This is a genomic window from Acidovorax sp. Root267 (assembly GCF_001429215.1).
Lineage (GTDB): Bacteria > Pseudomonadota > Gammaproteobacteria > Burkholderiales > Burkholderiaceae_C > Acidovorax > Acidovorax radicis.
On record NZ_LMJC01000003.1, the window covers coordinates 25,583 to 45,415 of the forward strand.

General features: G+C 65.5%; 19 protein-coding genes. 8 read left to right on the forward strand and 11 right to left on the reverse strand.

Features of this window, described 5'->3' with window-relative positions:
- Window positions 1–16: 16 nt before the first annotated feature.
- Entirely contained in the window at window positions 17–868 is an 852-nt protein-coding gene (locus ASE39_RS05270; RefSeq protein ID WP_057270463.1) for a type IV pili methyl-accepting chemotaxis transducer N-terminal domain-containing protein, read from the reverse strand.
- A gap of 169 nt (window positions 869–1,037) precedes the next feature.
- On the opposite strand from ASE39_RS05270, the gene moaA reads away from it, so the two are divergent.
- From moaA to ASE39_RS05300, 6 genes are all read left to right on the forward strand, one after another.
- On the forward strand, window positions 1,038–2,177 hold the full coding sequence (gene moaA / locus ASE39_RS05275; protein WP_057270464.1) for a GTP 3',8-cyclase MoaA: 1,140 nt from the start codon (window positions 1,038–1,040) through the stop codon (window positions 2,175–2,177).
- A 126-nt stretch (window positions 2,178–2,303) separates the two neighbouring features.
- A complete protein-coding gene (locus tag ASE39_RS05280; RefSeq protein ID WP_057270465.1) occupies window positions 2,304–2,687 on the forward strand; it encodes a DUF6713 family protein in 384 nt (127 codons plus the stop codon).
- Between the two features lie 33 nt (window positions 2,688–2,720).
- On the forward strand, window positions 2,721–3,371 hold the full coding sequence (gene mobA, locus ASE39_RS05285; RefSeq protein WP_057270466.1) for a molybdenum cofactor guanylyltransferase MobA: 651 nt from the start codon (window positions 2,721–2,723) through the stop codon (window positions 3,369–3,371).
- A 23-nt stretch (window positions 3,372–3,394) separates the two neighbouring features.
- A complete protein-coding gene (locus tag ASE39_RS05290) occupies window positions 3,395–3,961 on the forward strand; it encodes a GNAT family N-acetyltransferase (protein WP_057270467.1) in 567 nt (188 codons plus the stop codon).
- Window positions 3,958–5,313 (forward strand): gephyrin-like molybdotransferase Glp, encoded by a 1,356-nt coding sequence (gene glp / locus ASE39_RS05295; protein WP_057270468.1) that lies wholly within the window; start codon window positions 3,958–3,960, stop codon window positions 5,311–5,313. Before ASE39_RS05290 ends, glp begins: the two co-directional genes overlap by 4 nt.
- Window positions 5,314–5,478: 165 nt before the next feature.
- The gene (locus ASE39_RS05300; protein WP_010457950.1) at window positions 5,479–5,811 is read left to right on the forward strand and encodes a thioredoxin family protein; all 333 of its coding nucleotides are present in this window, start codon (window positions 5,479–5,481) and stop codon (window positions 5,809–5,811) included.
- Between the two features lie 86 nt (window positions 5,812–5,897).
- Here ASE39_RS05300 and ASE39_RS05305 read toward each other — a convergent pair whose 3' ends face one another.
- From ASE39_RS05305 to ASE39_RS05320, 4 genes are all read right to left on the reverse strand, one after another.
- Window positions 5,898–9,053, reverse strand: coding sequence for an efflux RND transporter permease subunit (locus tag ASE39_RS05305; RefSeq protein ID WP_057270469.1), 3,156 nt, complete (start codon window positions 9,051–9,053; stop codon window positions 5,898–5,900).
- Window positions 9,054–9,075: 22 nt separating this feature from the next.
- Entirely contained in the window at window positions 9,076–10,518 is a 1,443-nt protein-coding gene (locus tag ASE39_RS05310) for an efflux RND transporter periplasmic adaptor subunit (protein WP_057270470.1), read from the reverse strand.
- Window positions 10,519–10,722: 204 nt separating this feature from the next.
- Window positions 10,723–11,172 carry a ribonuclease HI gene (gene rnhA, locus ASE39_RS05315; RefSeq protein ID WP_057270471.1) on the reverse strand — a complete coding sequence of 150 codons (450 nt, stop codon included), beginning with the start codon at window positions 11,170–11,172 and terminating at the stop codon, window positions 10,723–10,725.
- Window positions 11,169–12,038 (reverse strand): methyltransferase domain-containing protein, encoded by an 870-nt coding sequence (locus ASE39_RS05320; protein WP_242421368.1) that lies wholly within the window; start codon window positions 12,036–12,038, stop codon window positions 11,169–11,171. The genes rnhA and ASE39_RS05320 overlap by 4 nt, the downstream gene beginning before the upstream one ends.
- On the opposite strand from ASE39_RS05320, the gene gloB reads away from it, so the two are divergent.
- Complete coding sequence (gene gloB, locus ASE39_RS05325; protein ID WP_010457941.1) at window positions 12,037–12,813, forward strand: hydroxyacylglutathione hydrolase; 777 nt, start codon at window positions 12,037–12,039, stop codon at window positions 12,811–12,813. The two genes, ASE39_RS05320 and gloB, sit on opposite strands and share 2 nt — an antisense overlap.
- A complete protein-coding gene (locus tag ASE39_RS05330; RefSeq protein WP_057270473.1) occupies window positions 12,810–14,345 on the forward strand; it encodes a transglycosylase SLT domain-containing protein in 1,536 nt (511 codons plus the stop codon). Before gloB ends, ASE39_RS05330 begins: the two co-directional genes overlap by 4 nt.
- A 42-nt stretch (window positions 14,346–14,387) precedes the next feature.
- On the opposite strand, the gene ASE39_RS25665 is transcribed toward ASE39_RS05330, so the two are convergent.
- The 6 genes from ASE39_RS25665 to dnaX all read right to left on the reverse strand — a co-directional run bounded on the left by ASE39_RS25665 (window position 14,388) and on the right by dnaX (window position 19,788).
- A complete protein-coding gene (locus tag ASE39_RS25665) occupies window positions 14,388–14,540 on the reverse strand; it encodes a DUF3096 domain-containing protein (RefSeq protein ID WP_010457938.1) in 153 nt (50 codons plus the stop codon).
- A 199-nt stretch (window positions 14,541–14,739) separates the two neighbouring features.
- Window positions 14,740–15,792, reverse strand: a complete 1,053-nt coding sequence (locus ASE39_RS05335; RefSeq protein ID WP_029412782.1) for an ABC transporter substrate-binding protein — start codon at window positions 15,790–15,792, stop codon at window positions 14,740–14,742.
- A gap of 178 nt (window positions 15,793–15,970) precedes the next feature.
- Window positions 15,971–16,396, reverse strand: coding sequence for an MAPEG family protein (locus ASE39_RS05340; protein WP_010457934.1), 426 nt, complete (start codon window positions 16,394–16,396; stop codon window positions 15,971–15,973).
- Between the two features lie 100 nt (window positions 16,397–16,496).
- Window positions 16,497–17,087, reverse strand: a complete 591-nt coding sequence (recR, locus tag ASE39_RS05345; RefSeq protein ID WP_057270474.1) for a recombination mediator RecR — start codon at window positions 17,085–17,087, stop codon at window positions 16,497–16,499.
- Between the two features lie 293 nt (window positions 17,088–17,380).
- Window positions 17,381–17,713, reverse strand: a complete 333-nt coding sequence (locus ASE39_RS05350) for a YbaB/EbfC family nucleoid-associated protein (RefSeq protein WP_010457931.1) — start codon at window positions 17,711–17,713, stop codon at window positions 17,381–17,383.
- 68 nt (window positions 17,714–17,781) lie between these two features.
- Entirely contained in the window at window positions 17,782–19,788 is a 2,007-nt protein-coding gene (dnaX, locus tag ASE39_RS05355) for a DNA polymerase III subunit gamma/tau (protein WP_057270475.1), read from the reverse strand.
- Between the last annotated feature and the right edge of the window lie 45 nt (window positions 19,789–19,833).

Consider the following 19,833-nt stretch of genomic DNA (forward strand, 5'->3'; position numbering starts at 1 on the left):
TGCCGCTCCCAGGCTCTCAGCCCAGCACCTCGCGCAGGGCAGCGTCGTACAGGCCGGTGAGCTTGTCCATCACCCCCAGCAGCCGCTCGCTGGTGGTGGCCACGGCGTTCAGCCCTGTGTCATCGGCAGGGCGGCGCAGTGCGGATTCAAAAAACAGCCACTGCGAATCGGCCAGCTCCAGCTCGTTGCGGATGGAAGGGGTGGAGACGGGCGCCGCCTTCAGCGTCTGCAGGGCCTGGCGGAAATCCATTGCGTCTGACGCCAGTTGCGCCTGCACCACCTTGGAGTCCACCTTGGCAGCACTCAAAAAGTAGTTCTTGGCCAGGCGCTGCGACAGCATGCGCTGGCGGCCCGCCAGGTTCACCAGGCGGGCACTGGGTGCCTGTGCCATCTTCTCGACGGCCTCGGTCACGGCCTGCGCAATGAGCAGCGTGCGGTCGGCCTGCTCCGAGGCCGCCACCACCAAGGCCGTGGTGGTGGCAGGCGCAGAGGTCATCTGGTTGAGCAGGGCAAACTGCTTTTGCACTTCGGCCAGCTGCCGCCCGACGTCTGCGGGCCATTGGCCCGACTGCATGCCCTTGGCCAGTTCACCGCTGCCCGTCTGCACCATCTTGCGCGCCAACCCCATCACATCCACGGCCGCACCGGGCAGCACCTGCAGGTACTGCTGGCAATAGGCCTTGGCCATGCGCTGTGAAAGGGCGCGAAACCAGCCCGCATAGTTGATGGCCCCCGACAACCCCATCTGCGCCTGGGCCCCTGTTGCCCAAGTTGCCCAGGTGGGCAGCAGAATGCCGGCCGACACCCACTGAAGGGCCACGCGGCGCTGGCATGGCGTGGCATCGGCTGAAAATTCACGCGTCAACATGGAAATCCCCTTGAAATCGGATGTGCAGATTGTTGCAATGCAGCATCCAAAACGCACTGCGCCATGTCAAAGGAGGGCCATACCACCGCCTTCGCAAAACTTGACCGCGATCAACTCCGCGCGCAGGGGCTTGCCCCCTCTGCAGGCGCCCATGCGGCAAAATCACGCCATGGCCGAACGTGTGATTCCTCTGGTGGACCAACGCATCGCCGCTCTGGCGGCGCGGGTGCCCACGCATCCCGTGGCCCCCACGGGCCTGCTCACCGACACCCGGGGCCGTCCGCTGCGCGACCTGCGCATCAGCGTGACGGACCGCTGCAACTTCCGCTGCAACTACTGCATGCCCAAGGAAGTGTTCGACAAGGACTACCCCTACCTGCCCCACGGCGCCTTGCTGAGCTTTGAAGAGATCACACGGCTGGCGCGCCTGTTCCTCGCGCATGGTGTGCGCAAGATCCGCCTGACGGGCGGCGAGCCCCTGCTGCGCAAGAACCTGGAAGCGCTGGTGGCCCAGTTGGCCGAACTGCGCACCGTGGACGGCCTGGCACCCGACCTCACGCTGACCACCAATGGGTCGTTGTTGGCGCGCAAGGCCCGCGCACTGAAGGATGCAGGCCTGAACCGCGTGACGGTGAGCCTCGATGGCCTGGACGACACGATCTTTCGCCGCATGAACGACGTGGACTTTCCGGTGGCTGACGTGCTGGCGGGCATCGAGGCCGCGCATGCGGCGGGTCTGTCGCACATCAAGGTCAACATGGTGGTCAAGCGGGGAACCAACGACCACGAAATCTTGCCCATGGCACGCCACTTTCGCGGCACGGGCACCACGCTGCGGTTCATTGAATACATGGACGTTGGCGCCACCAACGGCTGGCGCATGGACGAGGTGCTGCCCTCGGCCGAGTTGATCGAACGGCTGCGCGCCGAGCTGCCGCTGGTACAGCTCGACCCGAGCAGCCCCGGCGAAACCGCCGAGCGCTGGGGCTATGCCAATGCCCAGGGCCAATACGACCCCGCCCTCGGCGAGGTGGGCGTGATCAGCAGCGTGACCCAGGCTTTTTGCCACGACTGCAACCGCGCGCGCCTGTCCACGGAAGGCAAGCTCTACCTGTGCCTGTTTGCCTCGGAGGGCTACGACCTGCGCACCCTGCTGCGCGGCGGCGCCAGCGACGAAGCGATTGCCTCGGCCATCGCCCCCATCTGGCAGCAGCGCAGCGACCGCTATTCGGAACTGCGCAGCAGCCTGCCTGCGGACACCACGCAAGGCGGCGCGCGGCGGGTGGAGATGAGCTATATCGGCGGCTAGCTGTGGGGCCAGCCCCCCGTGCATCTCGATCCTGTGGAGCCCCTGCACCGCGCCAGGGTACGGGCGCCGATTGTTTTAAGGCACCATGGGTGGCTGCGGCCTTCACCCTTTCCTCACCCCCACCCCATGCCCCTTCAACCCACGCACCGCGCCCTGTTTCTGGCCAATGCCACCGTCCTGGTCACGCACCAGATCGATGCCGCGTACTGGCACGAGTGGGAGCTGTTCCACATCCCCGGCGGCAACCAGGTCAACCTGCTGCTCAACCTGCCCATCATTGCGCTGGTGCTGTATGCCCAGGCACAGGTCGCCCGCGGCGAAGGCCCGGCGGCCCTGGCGTTCTACAAGCTCATGCCCTGCCTGGGGGCCTTGACCGTGGCGATCCACGGCCTGTTTTTTGCCCTGGGGCACGAGGCGTTCGCGCGACCCGTGTCCCTGGGCCTGCTGGCCTGCACAGCCGTCCTCTCGTGCCTGCAACTGACCGCGCTGCGTGCCCGGCAGCCGCTGTAGCGCCCTGCTTTTCACCCATCGCCCACCCCCCCCATGATTGAAACCCAAGACATCACCGGCCTCGTGCTTGCAGGCGGACGCGGCAGCCGCATGGGCGGCGTCGACAAAGGCCTTCAGAGTTTTCGCGGCCTGCCTCTGGCGCTGCACACGCTGATGCGGCTGCAGATGCAGACCGGCGCCACCATGGTCAATGCCAACCGCAACCTCGCAGCCTACGAGGCGTTTGGTGCCCCCGTGTGGCCTGATGTACTGGCCGACTACGCTGGTCCGCTGGCGGGCTTTCTGACCGGGCTCGAGCGTTGCGAGACTCCCTGGCTGCTGACGGTGCCCTGCGACACCCCCCTGTTCCCACTGGACCTGGCCCAGCGCCTGGCGGCTGCGGCCGACGCCCAGGACGCCGACATCACCATGGCCGCAGCGCCCGAGGACGATGGCACGGGCCACGCCACCGTGCGCACCCAGCCGGTGTTTTGCCTGCTGCGCGTGGACCTGCTCGAAAGCCTGGTCGCCTTCACCCAGGCCGGCGGCCGCAAGATCGATGCCTGGACGGCCCAGCACCGCTGCGCCATCGTTGCGTTTGACCAGCCGGGCGATGACCCCAAGGCCTTCTTCAACGCCAATACGCTGGCCGAGCTGCACTCGCTGGAAAACACCAGCGCGCCGCAGGCTTCACGGGCCTCATAGACCTGACCGCCCCTTCAACCGCCATGAACGCGCGCCCAACCACGGCTATCAGTTCCGTACAGATCCGCCCCTTGGTCGCCGCAGATGCCGTGGCCTACAAGGCCCTGCGCGACGAGGCGCTGCGCACCGCACCGGATGCGTTCACGTCGGACTATGAATCGTCGGTGGGCCGCGATGCCAGCGAGTATGTGGCGCGCTTTGGCACCGTGGAATCGGGCCAGTTCTTCCTGGGTGCCTTCGATGCCGCAGGCCAGTTGCTCGGCTGCCTGGGCTGCGAACGCGAGCAGCGCACCAAGCAGCGCCACTGTGCCGTGCTGGTGGGCATGATGGTGTCGCCTGGTGCGCAGCGCCAGGGCATTGGCCAGCAGCTGGTGGCCGCCTGTGTGGCAGCAGCCCGCCGCGTACCTGGCCTGACCCAGTTGGTGCTGACGGTGACGGCCTCCAACATGCACGTCGTGCACCTGTACGAGCAGGCCGGGTTCCGCGCCTGGGGCCTGTTGCCCAACGCCATCACGGTAGACGGCGTGGGCTTCGACAAGCTGCACATGGTGCGCGTACTCATCCCTGATTCCAACGACACAGATCCATGAAAACCATTGCCCAGATTGCCGCCGAGCTGCAAGGCTACGACCCGCAGGCCCTGAGCGCTGCCGATGTGAATGCGTTTCTGCAGCGGCTGGTCGAGCCCGTGACCACCACCGAAGAGCTCCCCCTCTTCGACGCCCTGGGCCGCGTGCTGGCGCGGGATGTGGTCTCGCCCCTCAGCGTGCCTCCGCACGACAACTCGGCGATGGATGGCTATGCCTTCGCGGGCGCGCGGCTCGTTACAGGGCAGCCCCTCTCACTGCGGGTAGTGGGCACGGCACTGGCGGGCAAGGCCTGGGTGGGCGCCGTGGCAGCGGGCGAGTGCGTGAAGATCATGACCGGCGCCATCATGCCCACGGGCCTGGACACCGTGGTGCCGCAGGAGTTCACCAAGGCCGCAGCCGATGGCCACATCACCATCGCAGCCGATGTACTGAAGGCCGGTGACAACCGCCGCTTCAAGGGCGAAGACCTGATGGAAGGCGGTCTGGCGCTGGCCCAGGGCACGCTGCTCAGCCCTGCCGCCCTGGGCCTGGTGGCCAGCCTGGGCCTGCCCACCGTGACGGTGTTCCGCCGTCTGCGCGTGGCGTATTTCTCGACCGGCGACGAGATCCTGAGCCTGGGCGAGCCACCGCGCGAAGGCGCCGTGTACGACAGCAACCGCTACACCGTCTTCGGCCTGCTCACCCGCCTGGGCGTGGAGGTGATCGACCTGGGCGTGGTGCGCGATGAGCCGGCACTGCTGGAGGCGGCCTTTCGGAACGCCGCACAGCGCGCCGATGCCATCATCACCAGCGGCGGCGTGAGCGTGGGCGAGGCCGACCACACCCGCACGATGATGAAAAAGCTGGGCGACGTGGCCTTCTGGCGCATCGCGATGCGGCCCGGCCGCCCGATGGCGGTAGGGAGCATTGTCGCTACTGAAAGTCAAGAAAAAATGGCCCCTAGCGCTTATCCATCAAGCGTTAATAGCTACCAAAATAATAGCAAACAATCCCACGGCGGCGCTGTGCTGTTTGGCTTGCCCGGCAACCCCGTGGCCGTGATGGTGACCTTCCTCGCCTTCGTGCGCCCCGCCCTGCTGCGCATGATGGGCAGCACATATACCGCCCCGCCCCTGGTGCGCGCCACCAGCGCCGAAGCCCTGCGCAAAAAACCCGGCCGCACCGAGTACCAGCGCGGCACCATCACCACCGCCGCTGATGGCACGCTGCAGGTGTGCACCACCGGCAACCAGGGCTCGGGCGTGCTCAGTTCCATGGTGCAGGCCAATGGGCTCATCGTGCTACACCACGGCCAGGGCAATGTGGCGGTGGGCGATGCGGTGGATGTGATGGTCTTTGACGGCGTCATTTGACCCCCCCTGAGTCGCGTCGCGCCTTCCCCCCAGGGGGACGACGCCCTCACTGCGGGGCGGCCCTTGCTCAGCGCCCCTCCCAGGTGCCGCGCCCGTGGCACCCCGCGCAGGCGAAGCACCGCACAATGGGTTTTTCCTTTGCACTTGTTTGGAAATCTTGCACTTATGCCCTACGCCGCCCGACACCTTGCCCAACCCCCATCCCGCGATGACGTGGACCGCCTGCCCGGTGCCACCGTGGTGGAATTCGGTACCCCCTGGTGTGGCCACTGCCAACGTGCACAGCCCCTCATTGAGCAGGCACTGAAAGACCGCGCAGACGTGGCACACATCAAGGTGGAAGACGGCCCCGGCCAGCGCCTGGGCCGCACGTTTGGCGTCAAGCTGTGGCCGACGCTGGTGTTTTTGAAGGACGGAAAAGAGGTGGCGCGCCTGGTGCGGCCACAAACCCTGCAGGATGTGCTGGATGCGCTACCGGCAAACGGGGCGCCAATCTGAGCCCCCCAACGCCCTGAATGAAAAGAAGCCCCGGCGGGGCTTCTTTTCATTCTTCTTGCGCCAAGCTCTCTGGCTCGGGCCAAGGGCTACTTGGCCACGTAATTGTGTGGATGCAGCGGATGCCCTGGCTCCTCGGCTGCCACGGCCGTGTTGGCCCCCGGCACCGCCTTGCGCGCGAACAGGGTGTACATGGTAGGCACGACAAAAATGGTGAGCAGCGTGCCCAGCGACATGCCGCCCACAATCACCCAGCCAATCTGCGTGCGCGTCTCGGCACCAGCGCCCGAAGCCAGCGCCAGCGGGATGGCGCCCAGCACCATGGCGCCCGTGGTCATCAGAATCGGCCGCAGGCGCTGGGCCGAGGCTTTGACCAGCGCATCCACCATCTCCATGCCCTGCTCGCGCAGCTGGTTGGTGAATTCCACAATCAAGATGCCGTGTTTGGTGATCAGCCCCACCAGCGTGATCAGGCCAATCTGCGAATACACGTTGATCGACCCGCCGCTCCACTTGAGTGCCAGCAATGCGCCAATCATCGACAGCGGCACCGAGACCATGATGACCAGGGGGTCGATGAAGCTCTCGAACTGCGCCGCCAGCACCAGGAAAATAAAGACCAGGGCCAGCACGAAGACGATGCCCAAGGCTCCCTGCGAGCTCTTGAACTCCCGCGAGGTGCCGTTCAGGTCCGTGGTGTAGCCGGGCTTGAGCACCTTGGCGGCGGTGGCGTCCATGAAGTTCAGCGCCTCGCCCAGCGAGTATTCGGGCGACAGGTTGGCCGTGATGGTGGCCGAGCGTCGCTGCCCGAAGTGGTTCAGCTCGCGCGGGCTCACGCTCTCGCGCACCTTGACCAGGCTGGACAAGGGAATCATGGATTCATTGCGGCCCCGCACGTAGATGGTGTCAATGTTCTCGGGTGTGGTGCGGCCCCGGGCCGCCGTCTGCACGATCACATCGTATTGCTCGGCATCGCGCTTGTAGCGGGTCACGGTGCGGCCCCCCAGCATGGTTTCGATGGCCTTGGCCACCACGTCCACATTCACCCCCAGGTCCGCAGCACGCTCCCGGTTCACCTCGATGCGCAACTCGGGCTTGTTCAGGCGCAGGTCGACGTCGGGCCCCACGATGCCGGGGTTCCGCGAGATTTCGGCCATGAAAGCGTTGGTGACGGCATTGAGGTTTTCGTAGCTGTCCGAGGTCTGGATCACATAGGTGAGCGGCCGCGCCCGGAAGCCCTGCCCGAGCGATGGCGGCGTGATGAGAAAGGCGCTGACGCCCGGCAGGCCCGAAACCTTGGGCTGCAGCTCCCGCGCCAGCTCCAGGGTGGTGCGGTTGCGTTTTTCCCAATCGACGGTGCGGTAAATCACACTGCCCTGGGCAACGGTGGGGTTGCCGATGTTGGCAAAGATCCGGTCGAACTCGGGGTAGTCGCGGCCGATTTTCTCCAGCTCCAGCGCGTAGCGGTTGGTGTAGTCCAGCGTGGCGCCGTCGGGGGCGGTCACGCTGGCCAGGATGGTGCCCCGGTCTTCCAGGGGCGAAAGCTCTTGCCGCATGCTGGGGTACACCACCACCAGCGCAGCGCCACTGATGGCCATGACGGCCAACACGATCCAGCGGGCCTGAAAGATGGCGCCGCGCACACCACCACGTTCGCTGCCCTGGCTGCGCCAGCGTGCGGTGACCAGCCACCGCAACAGGCGGCCATAGGCATCCGACAGCGCGTTGAGCCAGCGCTCCATCGAGCGGTCGAACCAGTTGGGCTTGGGGTTGTGCTTGAGCAGCAGCGAGCACATCATGGGCGACAGGGTCAGCGCCACAAAGCCCGACACCACCACAGCGCCTGCCAATGCCAGGGCAAACTCCACAAACAACCGGCCGGTGCGCCCCGGGGTAAAGGCCAGCGGGGCATACACCGCCACCAGCGTCAGCGTCATGGCCACGATGGCAAAGCCGATTTCGCGCGCGCCTTTGATGGCGGCCGAGAAGGGGTCCAGCCCCTCTTCGATGTGGCGGTAGATGTTCTCCAGCATCACGATGGCGTCGTCCACCACCAGGCCAATGGCCAGCACCAGCGCCAGCAGCGTGAGCGTATTGATGGAAAACCCGGCCAGCGACATCAGCGCAAAACTGCCCACCAGGCTCACCGGGATGGTGATGATGGGGATGATGGACGCGCGGAAGGTGCGCAAAAACACAAAGATCACCAAGGCCACCAGCACCACGGCCTCGGCAATGGTGCTGTACACGCTTTTGATCGAGCGGTCGATGAACAGGGAGTTGTCGTTGGCAATGTCGATGCCGATGTCCGGTGGCAGGTCGGCCTTGAGCGTGGGCAGCATGGCGCGCACACCCTGCGCCAGTTCCAGCGGGTTGGCCGTGGCCTGGCGGATCACGCCCACCGAAATGGCCTCGCGCCCGTTCAGGCGCACCCGGCTGCGGTCGCTGGCGGCCCCTTCCTCCACCTTGGCCACGTCACGGATGCGCACCGGAAAGCCGTTCACGGTGCGGATCACCACCTCGGAAAACTGCGACGGCGTGGCCAGGTCAGTCTGCGAGGTGACGCTGAACTCGCGTTGCTGCGACTCGATGCGGCCTGCAGGCAGCTCCAGGTTGTTGCGGCGGATGGCGTCTTCCACATCCTGCGTGGTCAGGCGGTAGCCCGCCATGCGCTCCGGGTCGAGCCACACGCGCATGGCGTATTTGCGCTCGCCATAGATGGGCACATCGGCCACACCGGTCACCGTCTGCAGCCGGGGCTTGACGATGCGGTTGATGAGGTCGTTGATCTCGAGCGGTGTGCGTGTGTCGCTGCTGAAGGCCAGCCACATCACGGGCGAGGCATCGGCCTCCACCTTGGCGATCACGGGCTCGTCCACTGCGTCTGGCAGGCGGTTGCGCACCCGTGCAGTGCGGTCGCGCACCTCGGCGGCGGCGTTGTCCGCGTCTTTTTCGAGTCGAAAGCGCACGCTGATCTGGCTCTGCTCCGCGCGGCTGATGGAGGTGATCACATCCACCGCATCGATACCGGCGATGGAATCCTCCAGCGGCTTGGTGACCTGCGATTCGATCACCTCGGCCGATGCGCCTGCATAACGCACGCTCACCGTGACCACGGGCTCATCGATCTTGGGGTATTCGCGCACCGAAAGGCGCGTGAAGCTCACGGCACCAATCAGCAGCACCAGCAGCGACAACACGGTCGCAAAGACCGGTCGGCGTATCGATATTTCAGCGAGTTGCATGGCAGTCCTGGAACTTCATCGATCACGCGGGATGGCGTGGGCTGCCTTGTGGTGCCCGGCTGGGCGTGCCTGCAGGCTGGCAAGGGTTGGGGCCAGGCAACGGAGCCACGACGGCATTGGGCGATGCTGCAGTAGTGGTAGTGGCGGCCACGGGTGCTGCAGCCATCGGCTGCGCCGCCGCGCGGGGGCCGCCGGCGGTGTCGGCCGCCGTGGGCACCGGTGCATCAGCTGCCGCTACCGCACTGCCAGCACTGGCTGCGCCCATTGTCACTGCCGCTCCAGATGCAGCGCGCGCAGGTGATGGCGACGGCGACGCACCATTGCCCGGCTTGCCCAGCTCCACCACACGCACCACGGTTCCGTCCTTCTGGATGCGCTGCTGCCCTGCGGTGACCACCATGTCTCCCAGGGCCAGGCCATCCACCACCTCCACAAAACCCGGGGTGCGGGCCCCCAGCTTGACGGGGGTGCGCTGGGTCGCGCGGCTGCCGGGCTCCTTGCCATCGACGATCTTGAGCACATAGGGGCTGCTGCCGTCGGGCACCACGGCCTCCTCGGGGATCACGCGGGCATTGCTGCGCTCCGAGAACACCGCCGTCACGCGCGCAAACATGCCGGGGCGCAGTTGCAGGCGCCGGTTGTCGATGCAGCCGCGAACCGCCACAGCGCGGCCGTCGGTGTCAATCTGGGGGTTGATGGCCTGCACCACGGCGCTGTAGCGCACGCCCGGCAAGGCGTCGAACACCACCTGGGCGGTCTGGCCCGTGCGGACCTTGTTCTGCAGGCGCTCGGGCAGGCGGAAGTCCACGTAGACCGCGTCCAGGTCTTCGACATTGACGATGTCGGCGCCATCTTTCAGGTAGTCGCCTACGTTCACGCCGCGAATACCAGCAATGCCGTCAAACGGCGCCACGATCTTCAGGCGTGAGGCCGTGGCCTGCGCCAGGGACAGCTTGGCCCGCGCCACTTCGAGGTTGGCAGCGCTTTCATCGACCGAACGCTGGCTGATGAAGCCCTGGGCCACCAGCTCCTGGTTGCGTTTGTGGTTGGCCTGCGCAATTGACAGTTCGGCCTGGCTCTGCTGGACCTGGGCGCGGGGCAACTGGTCGTCAAACTGCACCAGCACCTGCCCGCGCCGCACGCGCTCACCATCGCGGAAATTGAGCGCCGTGATGCGCCCGCTCACCTCGGGGCGCAGCACCACGCTTTGGCGCGATTTGAGACTTCCCACCGCTTCGGCATCGTCGCGCAGCGCCATCTGCCGCACAGCCACGGCCTCCACCGCCACGGGGCGGCCAGCGCCCCCTCCCTTGGCTGCAGCGCCGGCGGGTGCATTGCCCCCTGCACCGGGCGCTAACGACTCGCTGCGCGGGGACTGCGCCGGTTTTTGAAGCCACCAGGCAGCGCCCGATGCGGCAGCGATGCCGATGACAGCGAAAACGATGTATTTGTTCTTGGACGCCATGGGTCAATGAAAGCGGGTAGTGTGGGGAGCGCAATCAAACAATGTATCAGTGCGTGTCTTGCGCTGCATCCAACCACGGTATGACCCCAAGGGCAATTGCGGCAGATTTACGCAGGCTTTACATGCTGCAGAAACAAAAAAAGCCCCCGAAGGGGCTTGTGGCGCAGAAACGCCGCCGCGCTGCGCTTTGGCATACGCCGGCGATCACGCGCGCCCCAGGGCCTTGTCCACGCCCCGGTTGGCCAGCGCATCGGCACGCTCGTTGCCAGGATCGCCAGAATGCCCTTTCACCCACCGCCATTCGATGCGGTGTCCACCCGTGCTCACGAGGGCATCCAGCCGCTGCCACAGCTCCACGTTCTTGACCGGCTGCTTGGAAGCCGTGCGCCAGCCCTTGGCTTTCCAGCCATGGATCCACTCGGTGATGCCCTTGCGCACATATTCGCTGTCCAGGTACAACGTCACGGCACAGGGCCGCTTGAGGGCGGAGAGCGCCTCGATCACGGCCATCAGCTCCATGCGGTTGTTGGTGGTGCCCAGCTCTCCACCAAAAAGCTCTTTTTCCGTTGATCCCGAGCGCAACCATGCACCCCACCCTCCGGGGCCCGGATTGCCCTTGCAGGCGCCATCTGTGTATATCTCTACCTGGTTCAAACTGTGTTCCTGTCTCTGTCATCGCTGCCTGTGAATAGGCGGGAGGTGCGGCCCGTTGCCCCCACCGGGCCGGCGCGGTTGGCAATGGGCACTGTGGCTGCGGACCGCTGCCGGGTGGACCGCCAGGCGGGTTCCAGCAAACGCATGCCATGGACCCGCTTGACCGCAACCAGAAAATAGGCCGCGCCAAAAATGGGCCACCACCGCTCGCCCAGGGGGTCCATGAAGCCAAAACGCTCCAGCCACTGGGTGCTGCGCACCGCTGGACGATAACAGCCAAACTGGGCCGACTCGACCTCGAAACTCAAAAGCCTGAGCCAGTCGCGCAGGCGCCGGTAGCCAATGAACTCGCCCACGTCGGGCAGGTACAGCGTGCCCTTGCCCATGCGCTGGTACATGCGCGCACGCCACCGGCGCAATCCCCACAGGCTCGTGGGGTTCAGCCCGCTGATGACCACCCGCCCCTCGGGCACCAGCACCCGCTCCACTTCGCGCAGGGCCGCATGGGGGTCCATGCTCAGCTCCAGGGTATGGGGCAGCACCAGCAGATCGAGGCTGGCCTCCGCAAACGGCAAGGCCACGGGCTCCGTCAGCAGATCCACCGCGCGGCGCTGCAGGGGGGCGTCGCCGTTACCGGTCTCCAGAAAGGCGATGGAACCCTGCACCGCCTCCTGCCCCAGCGCCAGCCACTGGTGGGGCATGCGGTTGGCACGCAGGCCATCCAGCAGGGGCATTCCGAGCTGCAGGCTGTGGTACCCAAAGATATCTGCCACCGCTTCGTCGAAGCGCGCCTGCTCCCACGCCAGCAGGTACCGGCCCGGCGGGGAATCGAACCAGTGGTGCAAACCTATAATTTGATCGCTCATGAACTTGCTGCCGCTACCCGCCTTTACCGACAACTACATCTGGATGCTGCATGACGGCCGCCAGGCGATCGTCGTGGACCCGGGAGATTCCGCGCCCGTACTGCAGGCCCTGCAGCACCTTGGTGTGCAGTTGCGGACCATTCTAGTCACGCACCACCATGCCGATCATGTCGGCGGCGTGGATGCCCTGCGCAACGCCACTGGCGCCACGGTCTATGGCCCCGCCCGCGAAAAAATTCCCGAGCCGCTGCACCGCCTGGCGCACGGCGATGCGGTGGAAACGCTGGGGCTGCGCTTTGAAGTCATCGACGTGCCGGGCCACACCGCCGGCCACATTGCCTACTACTGCCCCGACATCGACGGTGCGCCCCTGCTGTTCTGCGGCGACACACTTTTTTCGGGCGGCTGTGGCCGGCTGTTTGAAGGCACGCCCGCCCAGATGCTGGACTCCCTGGACCAGCTCGCAGCGTTGCCGGGGAACACCCGCGTATGCTGCACGCACGAGTACACGCTCTCCAACCTGAAATTTGCCCGGGCCGTGGAACCCGGCAATGCGGCATTGCTCCACTACAACCACCAATGCGAGGCACTGCGGGCCAGCCAACAGCCCACACTGCCGTCGCGCATGGCCCTGGAGCGAGACATCAACCCCTTCCTGCGCGTGCGTCAACCTGCGGTGGCCCAAGCCGCCCAAGGCTACGACACGCAGGTGAATCAAGACGATGCAGTGGCGGTACTGGCCGCACTGCGCCAATGGAAAAACGAGTTTCGATGAAAATTTTGCACATCGCCTGCCTGGCTTGCGCGCTCTGGCTCACGGGCTGCGCCACCACCGGGCCTTCGCAGGACAGCGCAGCTGGCACCGCCCCTTCTTCCTCCACCGGCGCCCCACCCCGGACCTCCCACACCCCCGTCATTCCCAACGGCCCGCTCAGGCCGATTACGGCAGCGCAGGCTGCCAGTGGCGAGGTCGCATCGCTTTCGACCCCCGCCGACCTGTGGGACCGCATCCGCCGGGGCTTTGCGATGCCAGACCTGCAGCATGAACTGGTGCAGGACCGCGAGCAATGGTATGCCACGCGCCCCGACTACATGCAGCGCATGACCGAGCGCTCCAGCAAGTACCTGTTCCACATCGTTGAAGAGCTGGAGCGGCGCGGCATGCCCACCGAGCTGGCGCTGCTGCCCTACATCGAAAGCGCGTTCAACCCCCAGGCTGTCTCCAGCGCCAAGGCGGCTGGCATGTGGCAGTTCATGCCCGCCACGGGCAACTATTTCGACCTCAAGCAGAACGCGTTCCGCGATGACCGCCGCGATGTGCTCGCATCCACACGCGCCGCGCTCGACTACCTGCAAAAGCTCCACGGCATGTTCGGCGACTGGCACCTGGCCCTGGCCGCCTACAACTGGGGCGAAGGCAGCGTGGGACGGGCCATTGCCCGCAACCAGAAGCAGGGACTGGGCACCAGCTACACCGACCTGAACATGCCGGCTGAAACCCGCATGTATGTGCCCAAGCTGCAGGCCGTCAAGAACATCGTCGCGAATCCCGAGGCCTTCCGCACCGAGTTGCCACTCATCGAAAACCACCCCTATTTCCAGACGGTGGACATCACCCACGACATCGACGTGGCCCTGGTCGCCACGCTGGCCGGCGTGCGCGAAGAGGACTTCCGGGCATTGAACCCGTCCTTCAACAAACCGGTGATCCTGGCAGCAGGCACGCCACAAGTCCTGCTGCCCTGGGACAACGCCAAGGTGTTCCAGCGCAACCTTGAAGCGCGCCGCGAGGGGCAATATGCCAGCTGGACCGTGTGGTCCGTGCCGTCCACGATGACGGTGGCTGAGGCCGCCCAGCGGGCGGGCATGAGCGAGAACGACCTGCGCAGCATCAACAACATTCCCCCGCGCATGCTGATCAAGGCGGGTTCGGCACTCATGATCCCGCGTTCGTCCGCCATTCGCCAGGATGTGTCCTCCCACCTGGCAGACAATGGTCAGGTCGCTTTCTCGCCAGAGATCGTCACCCGCCGCACGACGGTGAAGGCCGGCAAGGGCGAGACCGTGGCCAGCATTGCCCGGCGCTACAAGCTCACGGCGGCCAACGTGGCGGACTGGAACGATGTGCGCGCGACGGCGGCCTTCAAGGTAGGCCAGCAGGTGGTGGTGTATCTGCCCGTTCGGCAGGCCGCCCCGCAGGCACGGAACGCACGCACGCCGGTGGCGCGCTCCGGCGCTGCAGGCAAGCGCGCAGCCGAGGCGCCGGTGCGCCGTGGAGGCACGCCCTCCAAGGTCAAGCGCCGCTGAAACGCCACAGACGAAGCGCGAGAGGCGTGCCGAGAACCAGCCTCAGAACTTCAGGGAGTGCATGCCCAGCAGCCCCAGGATGCCCATGATGATGAGATACAGCGCCACGATGGTGCTGAGCAGACGGGGCATGACGAGGATGAGGATGCCCGCGATCAAGGAGACGAGTGGGCCGACGCTGAGGGTAAAAGACATGGTGCAATCCTTGTGGGGTAGGTGACTGGTAGGCCGAGGCTACGGCAAACCGAACGCCGACGAATGTAAGCCATCTTCCCGACCCGAATGCCCGCACCGCCACCGGAAGTGCGCGGCCTCACTTCAACATCCAAGGCTCTGGCGAACCCACCGGCACGCCAGCGGCCAGCTCCAAGCGCCCCCAAGGGGCGCCTCGCATTCAGACGTTGAATTTCTGCCGCGCCTTGCGCACAAAGTCGTTGGTGTAGGTGCGAGTCAGCTCCACCTTGAAATCCGCCAGCTCGGGGTGCACCCGCGACAACACGCGCAAGGCCGTGGCCGCGCCATCGTCGGGCATCATCCCATGGGTCGAATAGGTCTCGCGCACGCGGCTGAAGGCGGCCAGGTACAACCCCCGGTCTCCCATCAGATAGCCCGCGGGCACCGCCTTGACGATGTCTGCAGGTCCCGCCGTCTGCAACCACTTGAGGGCATGCACGATGCCGTTGGCCAGCGCCTGTGCCTGTGCGGCATGTTTTTGCAGGAAGGCTTGCGGTGCATAAAGGCAGCTGGCAGGCATGGCGCCGCCAAACATCTCCTGTGCGGCCTTGAGCGAACGCATGTCGCCGGCAATGCGTGTGTCTGCCTTTTGCTCCAGCAGCGTCATGATGGGGTCGGCATGGCACAGCGCGTGCACCTGGCCGGAACGCAGAGCGTTCATCGCGGCCATGCCCGAACCCACGCCGACAAATGCCACGTCGCGTGGGCCCAGGCCTGCCCGCGCCAGCACCAGGCTGGCCGCGAGGTGCGTGGACGAACCCACGGACGACACACCAAGTCGTCGCCCCCCCAAATCCGCCAGATCCTTGTAGGCAGGCAGCGAGCGCAGCGAAACCCCCAACGCCAGCTGGGGCGCACGCCCCTGCACCACCAGCGACCGATAGGCCTGGCCCCGCACCTGCTGCCGGATGGTGTGCTCGAAAGCCCCGGCACAGACATCCGCCACGCCGTCCTGCACCGCCTGCAGCGCCAGTGCACCTGCCGAAAAATCGCGCACCGTCACGTCCAGCCCTTCCGCCCGGAAGTAGCCCAGTTGGTCGGCCAGCGCCAGCGGCAGGTGGTAGAGCACGCCCTGCCCACCCACGGCGATGGTGACGCTGCCCAGTGCTGCGCCGTCCACCTGCGCCCGCACCATGGCAGGCGCAAACACCCCCGCCGCCGACAGGGCAGACACGGCACCAAAGGCGCGGCGAGTGAGTAAAGGACGGGTCATGAAAATCAGTGAAAATTGCAATGCTGCATTGCAACAATCGTGCCGCAGAGCCAGCAAGCCCGCATCAGGGGGAATCCCAGCGGGTTTCTACTTACCAGGGTTTAAAAATCTATAGAAACGGGACGCAACAGCCCCGCAAAAAGAGCCACAGCCCATTCAAGGGCCAAGCCGACGAGGGTCAGCGGTAGCCGAGAAACAGGATGCCAATGTTGACCAGCAGCGCCCCGGCCCAGACCGCACTGCGCACGGTGGGCATGTCGGACACGTACATCATGATGTAGAAGATGCGCAGCATCACATACAAAAGCGCCAGGATGTCCAGCAACGTCTGCCCCGCCCCCAGCAGGTGCGCAATGATCACGGCACCGATGAAGAACGGCAAGGCCTCGAAACTGTTGGCCTGCGCCGCATTGGCGCGGGCCCGCCAGTCCGTCTGCCGGGCCATCCAGGCGCGGGGATCGTGGTTGTCAAAACCGCCGTCCTTGCGCGACTTGCCCAGGCTGCCGCTCTTGGCGAGCCAGGCGCAGCCAATGGGAAGCAGGGCCGCGATCAGCACGCACCAGTAAGCCACTGTGAACCGTGCAACATGCATGGTGGTATTCATTTTTAAGCCTTTTTTGGCTCCAGCGCTTGATACATAAGCGCTAGCAGCTATTAAATTGTGAGTATTCTAGCCGCCGTGGACCCCTGGTTCCGTGAACTGACTACCGGCGGTCCACCAGTGCATGCGCAATCGTGCCCAGGTCCACATACTCCAGCTCGCTGCCCACGGGCACACCACGCGCCAGCCGTGTCACATGCAGCCCCCGGCTCTTGAGCGCCTCGCTGATCACATGGGCCGTGGCCTCGCCCTCGGCATTGAAATTGGTCGCCAGGATGACCTCCTGCACGGTGCCGTCGGTGGCCCGGTCCATGAGCTTTTGCAGGCCAATCTCCTTGGGGCCGATGCCATCCAGCGGACTGAGCCGCCCCATGAGCACGAAATAAAGCCCCTTGAACGCGCCCGTACGCTCCAGGGCCGACTGGTCTGCCGGCGTCTCCACCACACACAGGCGCGTGGCATCACGCGCTGGGTCCAGACAGGTGCTGCAGACCTCGGCCTCAGTGAACGTGTGGCAGCGGGCACAGTGGTGCACCAACCCCGCGGCCTCGTGCAGCGCCTGCGACAACACCTGCGCCCCCTCGCGGTCGTGCTGCAGCAGATGGAACGCCATGCGCTGCGCAGACTTGATCCCCACCCCCGGCAACCGGCGCAGCGCCTGGATCAAAACGTCGAGGGAATCGGTGGTGGACATTGGTTGGGATGGAAATCTGGAAAAACTTGGGGCGCTTGTAGCGGCAGGACGGCTTCGACAAGCTCAGCCCGAACGGTTGTGTGGAGAAGAGGCTTCGCCCCTCGCAAGCTCGCCACCACGAACAAACAACAAAAAAGGTCTCGCTGAACCCGGTATTCACACCCCGCCTTCACGGGCGTAGCGAGCGGGATGAGCTGCTAGGCGGACGGAGCACAGGAACCGGAACGTACTTGAAGTAAGTGAGGATTCCGAGCACCGCCCAACGACGCAGATCGCCCGCTCGATAGCCAGCCTCAGAAGGGGAATTTCATGCCGCCGGGGAGGCCTGGCATCCCTTGCGTCAGCTTGCCCATCTTCTCCGCCGAAGTTTCCTCCGCCTTGCGCACCGCCGCATTGAACGCCGCCGCCACGAGGTCTTCCAGCATGTCCTTGTCTTCGGCCAGCAGGCTCGGATCGATGGTGATGCGCTTGACGTCGTGTTTGCAGGTCATCAGCACCTTCACCAGGCCGGCACCCGATTCACCTTCCACCTCGATGAAGGCCAGTTCATCCTGCGCCTTCTTGAGGTTGTCCTGCATCGCCTGGGCTTGCTTCATGAGGCCGGCGAGTTGTCCTTTGTTGAACATGGTGTGGTTTCCTTTTCAGTTTCTATCGTTGGATACAAGTACGCAATGAGAGGGCGTGCAGCGGGTCATCATGCAGGCTTGATGCTGCCCGGCACGATTCTCGCGCCGTAGTCACGCATCAGCGATTGCACAAAGGGATCGTTGTTCACGATTTCTTCTGCGCGGCGCTGGCGCTCGGCAGCGGCAGCGGCGTTGCGGCGGGCGGGGCTGTCGATGACAACACCCACTTCCACCGTGATCTGGGTGGCGTGGCCGGCAGCCTCCAGCGCGGCGCGCAGGCGCTCGCGTGCGGTGGGCTGGTTCAGGGACTCACGCTCCACACGCAGCAGCCAGTGGCCCCCGTCGCGCGCCACCAGTTGCGACTGCAGGGCCAGCTCACGCACCAGGGCGGTAATCGACTCTGCCACCACCATCTGCCGCACGGTGGCGTGCCAGACATCGCCTTCTTCCGTGGGCGTATAGCGCGCAGAAACGGGCGTGGGGGCAGAGAGCGGCAGCGGTTGCAGCCGTTCACCCGGCTCAGGCGATTCACGCACCGGAATCGCTACAAATTCAGGAGCACCTTGCGCTTGTTGATATTGCGCTGGAGGCTGATTTCTTTCAAACCTCTCGGGTGTCCGCACCGGGAGCACCGTGGCGGCTGAACTCATAGGAGGCACGGAGCCCGGCTCGTCCGAGCCCGGCCAGGGAGGCGGTTCAGAGGAATCGGCAGGTTCGGAAGACAGGTCTTGCACCACTGGCGGTGCCAAGCCTGCGGCTGCCACCGCTGCTGCGGGTGAAGCCGCTTGCGCAGGGGGCACAGGCGCAGCGTCCACCGAAAGAGCCTGCGGTGCAGGAGCCACCGCCGTTCGAACCACGGACGCTGGCACAGCGACAGCCACTGCTGCAGGTGCCGCAGAAACCGCCGTTGCAGAACCGGAAGGCGCGGTTTCAGCCCGCGTCAGAGTTTTTTTTTCAGCCGACTCGCCCGCAGGCTTGAACGCCAACAAGCGCAGCAGCACCATGGTCAGTGCCGCGTACTCATCCGGCGCCAGGCCCAGCTCACCACGCCCGTGCAGGCACAGGCTGTAGAGCAGCTGGGTTTCGTCGGCAGGCATCAACGCAGCCAGGCGGGCTGTTTCTGCCGCTTCGGGGTCATCGGCATCCACGGCCCCAGCCATCTGGGGCACGGCCTGGAACACGGCCATGCGCTGCAGCACGGCGCTCATTTCTTCCAGCGTGGAAGCGGCAGACAGGCCGTTGAGGCGCAGCGTGTCCGAGGTTTCCACCACCGTCTTGCCATCGCCCTGGGCGAGCGCATCAATTAGCCGGAACACGTAGGAACGGTCCACCGCACCCAGCATCTGCCGCACGGCGGCTTCCTGCAACTGGCCACTGCCGAAGGCGATGGCCTGGTCGGTGAGCGACAGCGCATCGCGCATGGAGCCCCGCGCAGCGCGCGAGAGCAGGCGCAGGGCCTGGGGCTCGGACGACACGTTCTCCGACGCCAGCACCTGCGTGAGGTGCGACAACACGGTCTCTGGCGCCATGGGGCGCAGATTGAACTGAAGGCAGCGACTCAACACCGTGACTGGCACCTTCTGCGGGTCGGTTGTGGCCAGCACAAACTTGAGGTATTCGGGCGGCTCTTCCAGCGTCTTGAGCATGGCGTTGAACGCCGTGTTCGTGAGCATGTGCACTTCGTCGATCATGAAGACCTTGAAGCGCCCTTGCACAGGCTTATAGACGGCCTGCTCCAGCAGGCTTTGCACCTCGTCCACACCCCGGTTGGAGGCCGCGTCAAGTTCGGTGTAGTCGGGGAAGCGACCGCTGTCGATGTCTGTGCAGGCCGAGCAGACGCCACACGGCGTGGCGGTGATGCCGCCCTGCCCGTCTGGCCCCTGGCAGTTGAGGGACTTGGCCAGAATGCGCGACACCGTGGTCTTGCCCACGCCCCGCGTGCCCGTGAACAGGTAGGCGTGGTGCAGGCGCTGCTGGGTGAGCGCGTTGGTCAAGGCCTGCACCACGTGCTCCTGCCCCACCATTTCGGTGAAATTGCGGGGACGGTACTTGCGGGCGAGCACGAGGTAGGACATCCGGCAGATTCTACGGGCTGGGCCGGGTGTCCTTTCGGCATCCCG

Bases quoted from the DNA above. Each gene is read 5' to 3' on its own strand.
- ASE39_RS05310 (WP_057270470.1), bottom strand. From the start codon at position 10,518: ATGGCGTCCAAGAACAAATACATCGTTTTCGCTGTCATCGGCATCGCT.
- ASE39_RS05320 (WP_242421368.1), bottom strand. From the start codon at position 12,038: ATGAGCGATCAAATTATAGGTTTGCACCACTGGTTCGATTCCCCGCCG.
- ASE39_RS05305 (WP_057270469.1), bottom strand. From the start codon at position 9,053: ATGCAACTCGCTGAAATATCGATACGCCGACCGGTCTTTGCGACCGTG.
- gloB (WP_010457941.1), top strand. From the start codon at position 12,037: ATGAACTTGCTGCCGCTACCCGCCTTTACCGACAACTACATCTGGATG.
- ASE39_RS25665 (WP_010457938.1), bottom strand. From the start codon at position 14,540: ATGTCTTTTACCCTCAGCGTCGGCCCACTCGTCTCCTTGATCGCGGGC.
- mobA (WP_057270466.1), top strand. From the start codon at position 2,721: ATGATTGAAACCCAAGACATCACCGGCCTCGTGCTTGCAGGCGGACGC.
- recR (WP_057270474.1), bottom strand. From the start codon at position 17,087: ATGTCCACCACCGATTCCCTCGACGTTTTGATCCAGGCGCTGCGCCGG.
- ASE39_RS05270 (WP_057270463.1), bottom strand. From the start codon at position 868: ATGTTGACGCGTGAATTTTCAGCCGATGCCACGCCATGCCAGCGCCGC.
- ASE39_RS05300 (WP_010457950.1), top strand. From the start codon at position 5,479: ATGCCCTACGCCGCCCGACACCTTGCCCAACCCCCATCCCGCGATGAC.
- dnaX (WP_057270475.1), bottom strand. From the start codon at position 19,788: ATGTCCTACCTCGTGCTCGCCCGCAAGTACCGTCCCCGCAATTTCACC.
- ASE39_RS05290 (WP_057270467.1), top strand. From the start codon at position 3,395: ATGAACGCGCGCCCAACCACGGCTATCAGTTCCGTACAGATCCGCCCC.
- ASE39_RS05350 (WP_010457931.1), bottom strand. From the start codon at position 17,713: ATGTTCAACAAAGGACAACTCGCCGGCCTCATGAAGCAAGCCCAGGCG.
- ASE39_RS05340 (WP_010457934.1), bottom strand. From the start codon at position 16,396: ATGAATACCACCATGCATGTTGCACGGTTCACAGTGGCTTACTGGTGC.
- moaA (WP_057270464.1), top strand. From the start codon at position 1,038: ATGGCCGAACGTGTGATTCCTCTGGTGGACCAACGCATCGCCGCTCTG.
- glp (WP_057270468.1), top strand. From the start codon at position 3,958: ATGAAAACCATTGCCCAGATTGCCGCCGAGCTGCAAGGCTACGACCCG.
- ASE39_RS05280 (WP_057270465.1), top strand. From the start codon at position 2,304: ATGCCCCTTCAACCCACGCACCGCGCCCTGTTTCTGGCCAATGCCACC.
- ASE39_RS05330 (WP_057270473.1), top strand. From the start codon at position 12,810: ATGAAAATTTTGCACATCGCCTGCCTGGCTTGCGCGCTCTGGCTCACG.
- ASE39_RS05335 (WP_029412782.1), bottom strand. From the start codon at position 15,792: ATGACCCGTCCTTTACTCACTCGCCGCGCCTTTGGTGCCGTGTCTGCC.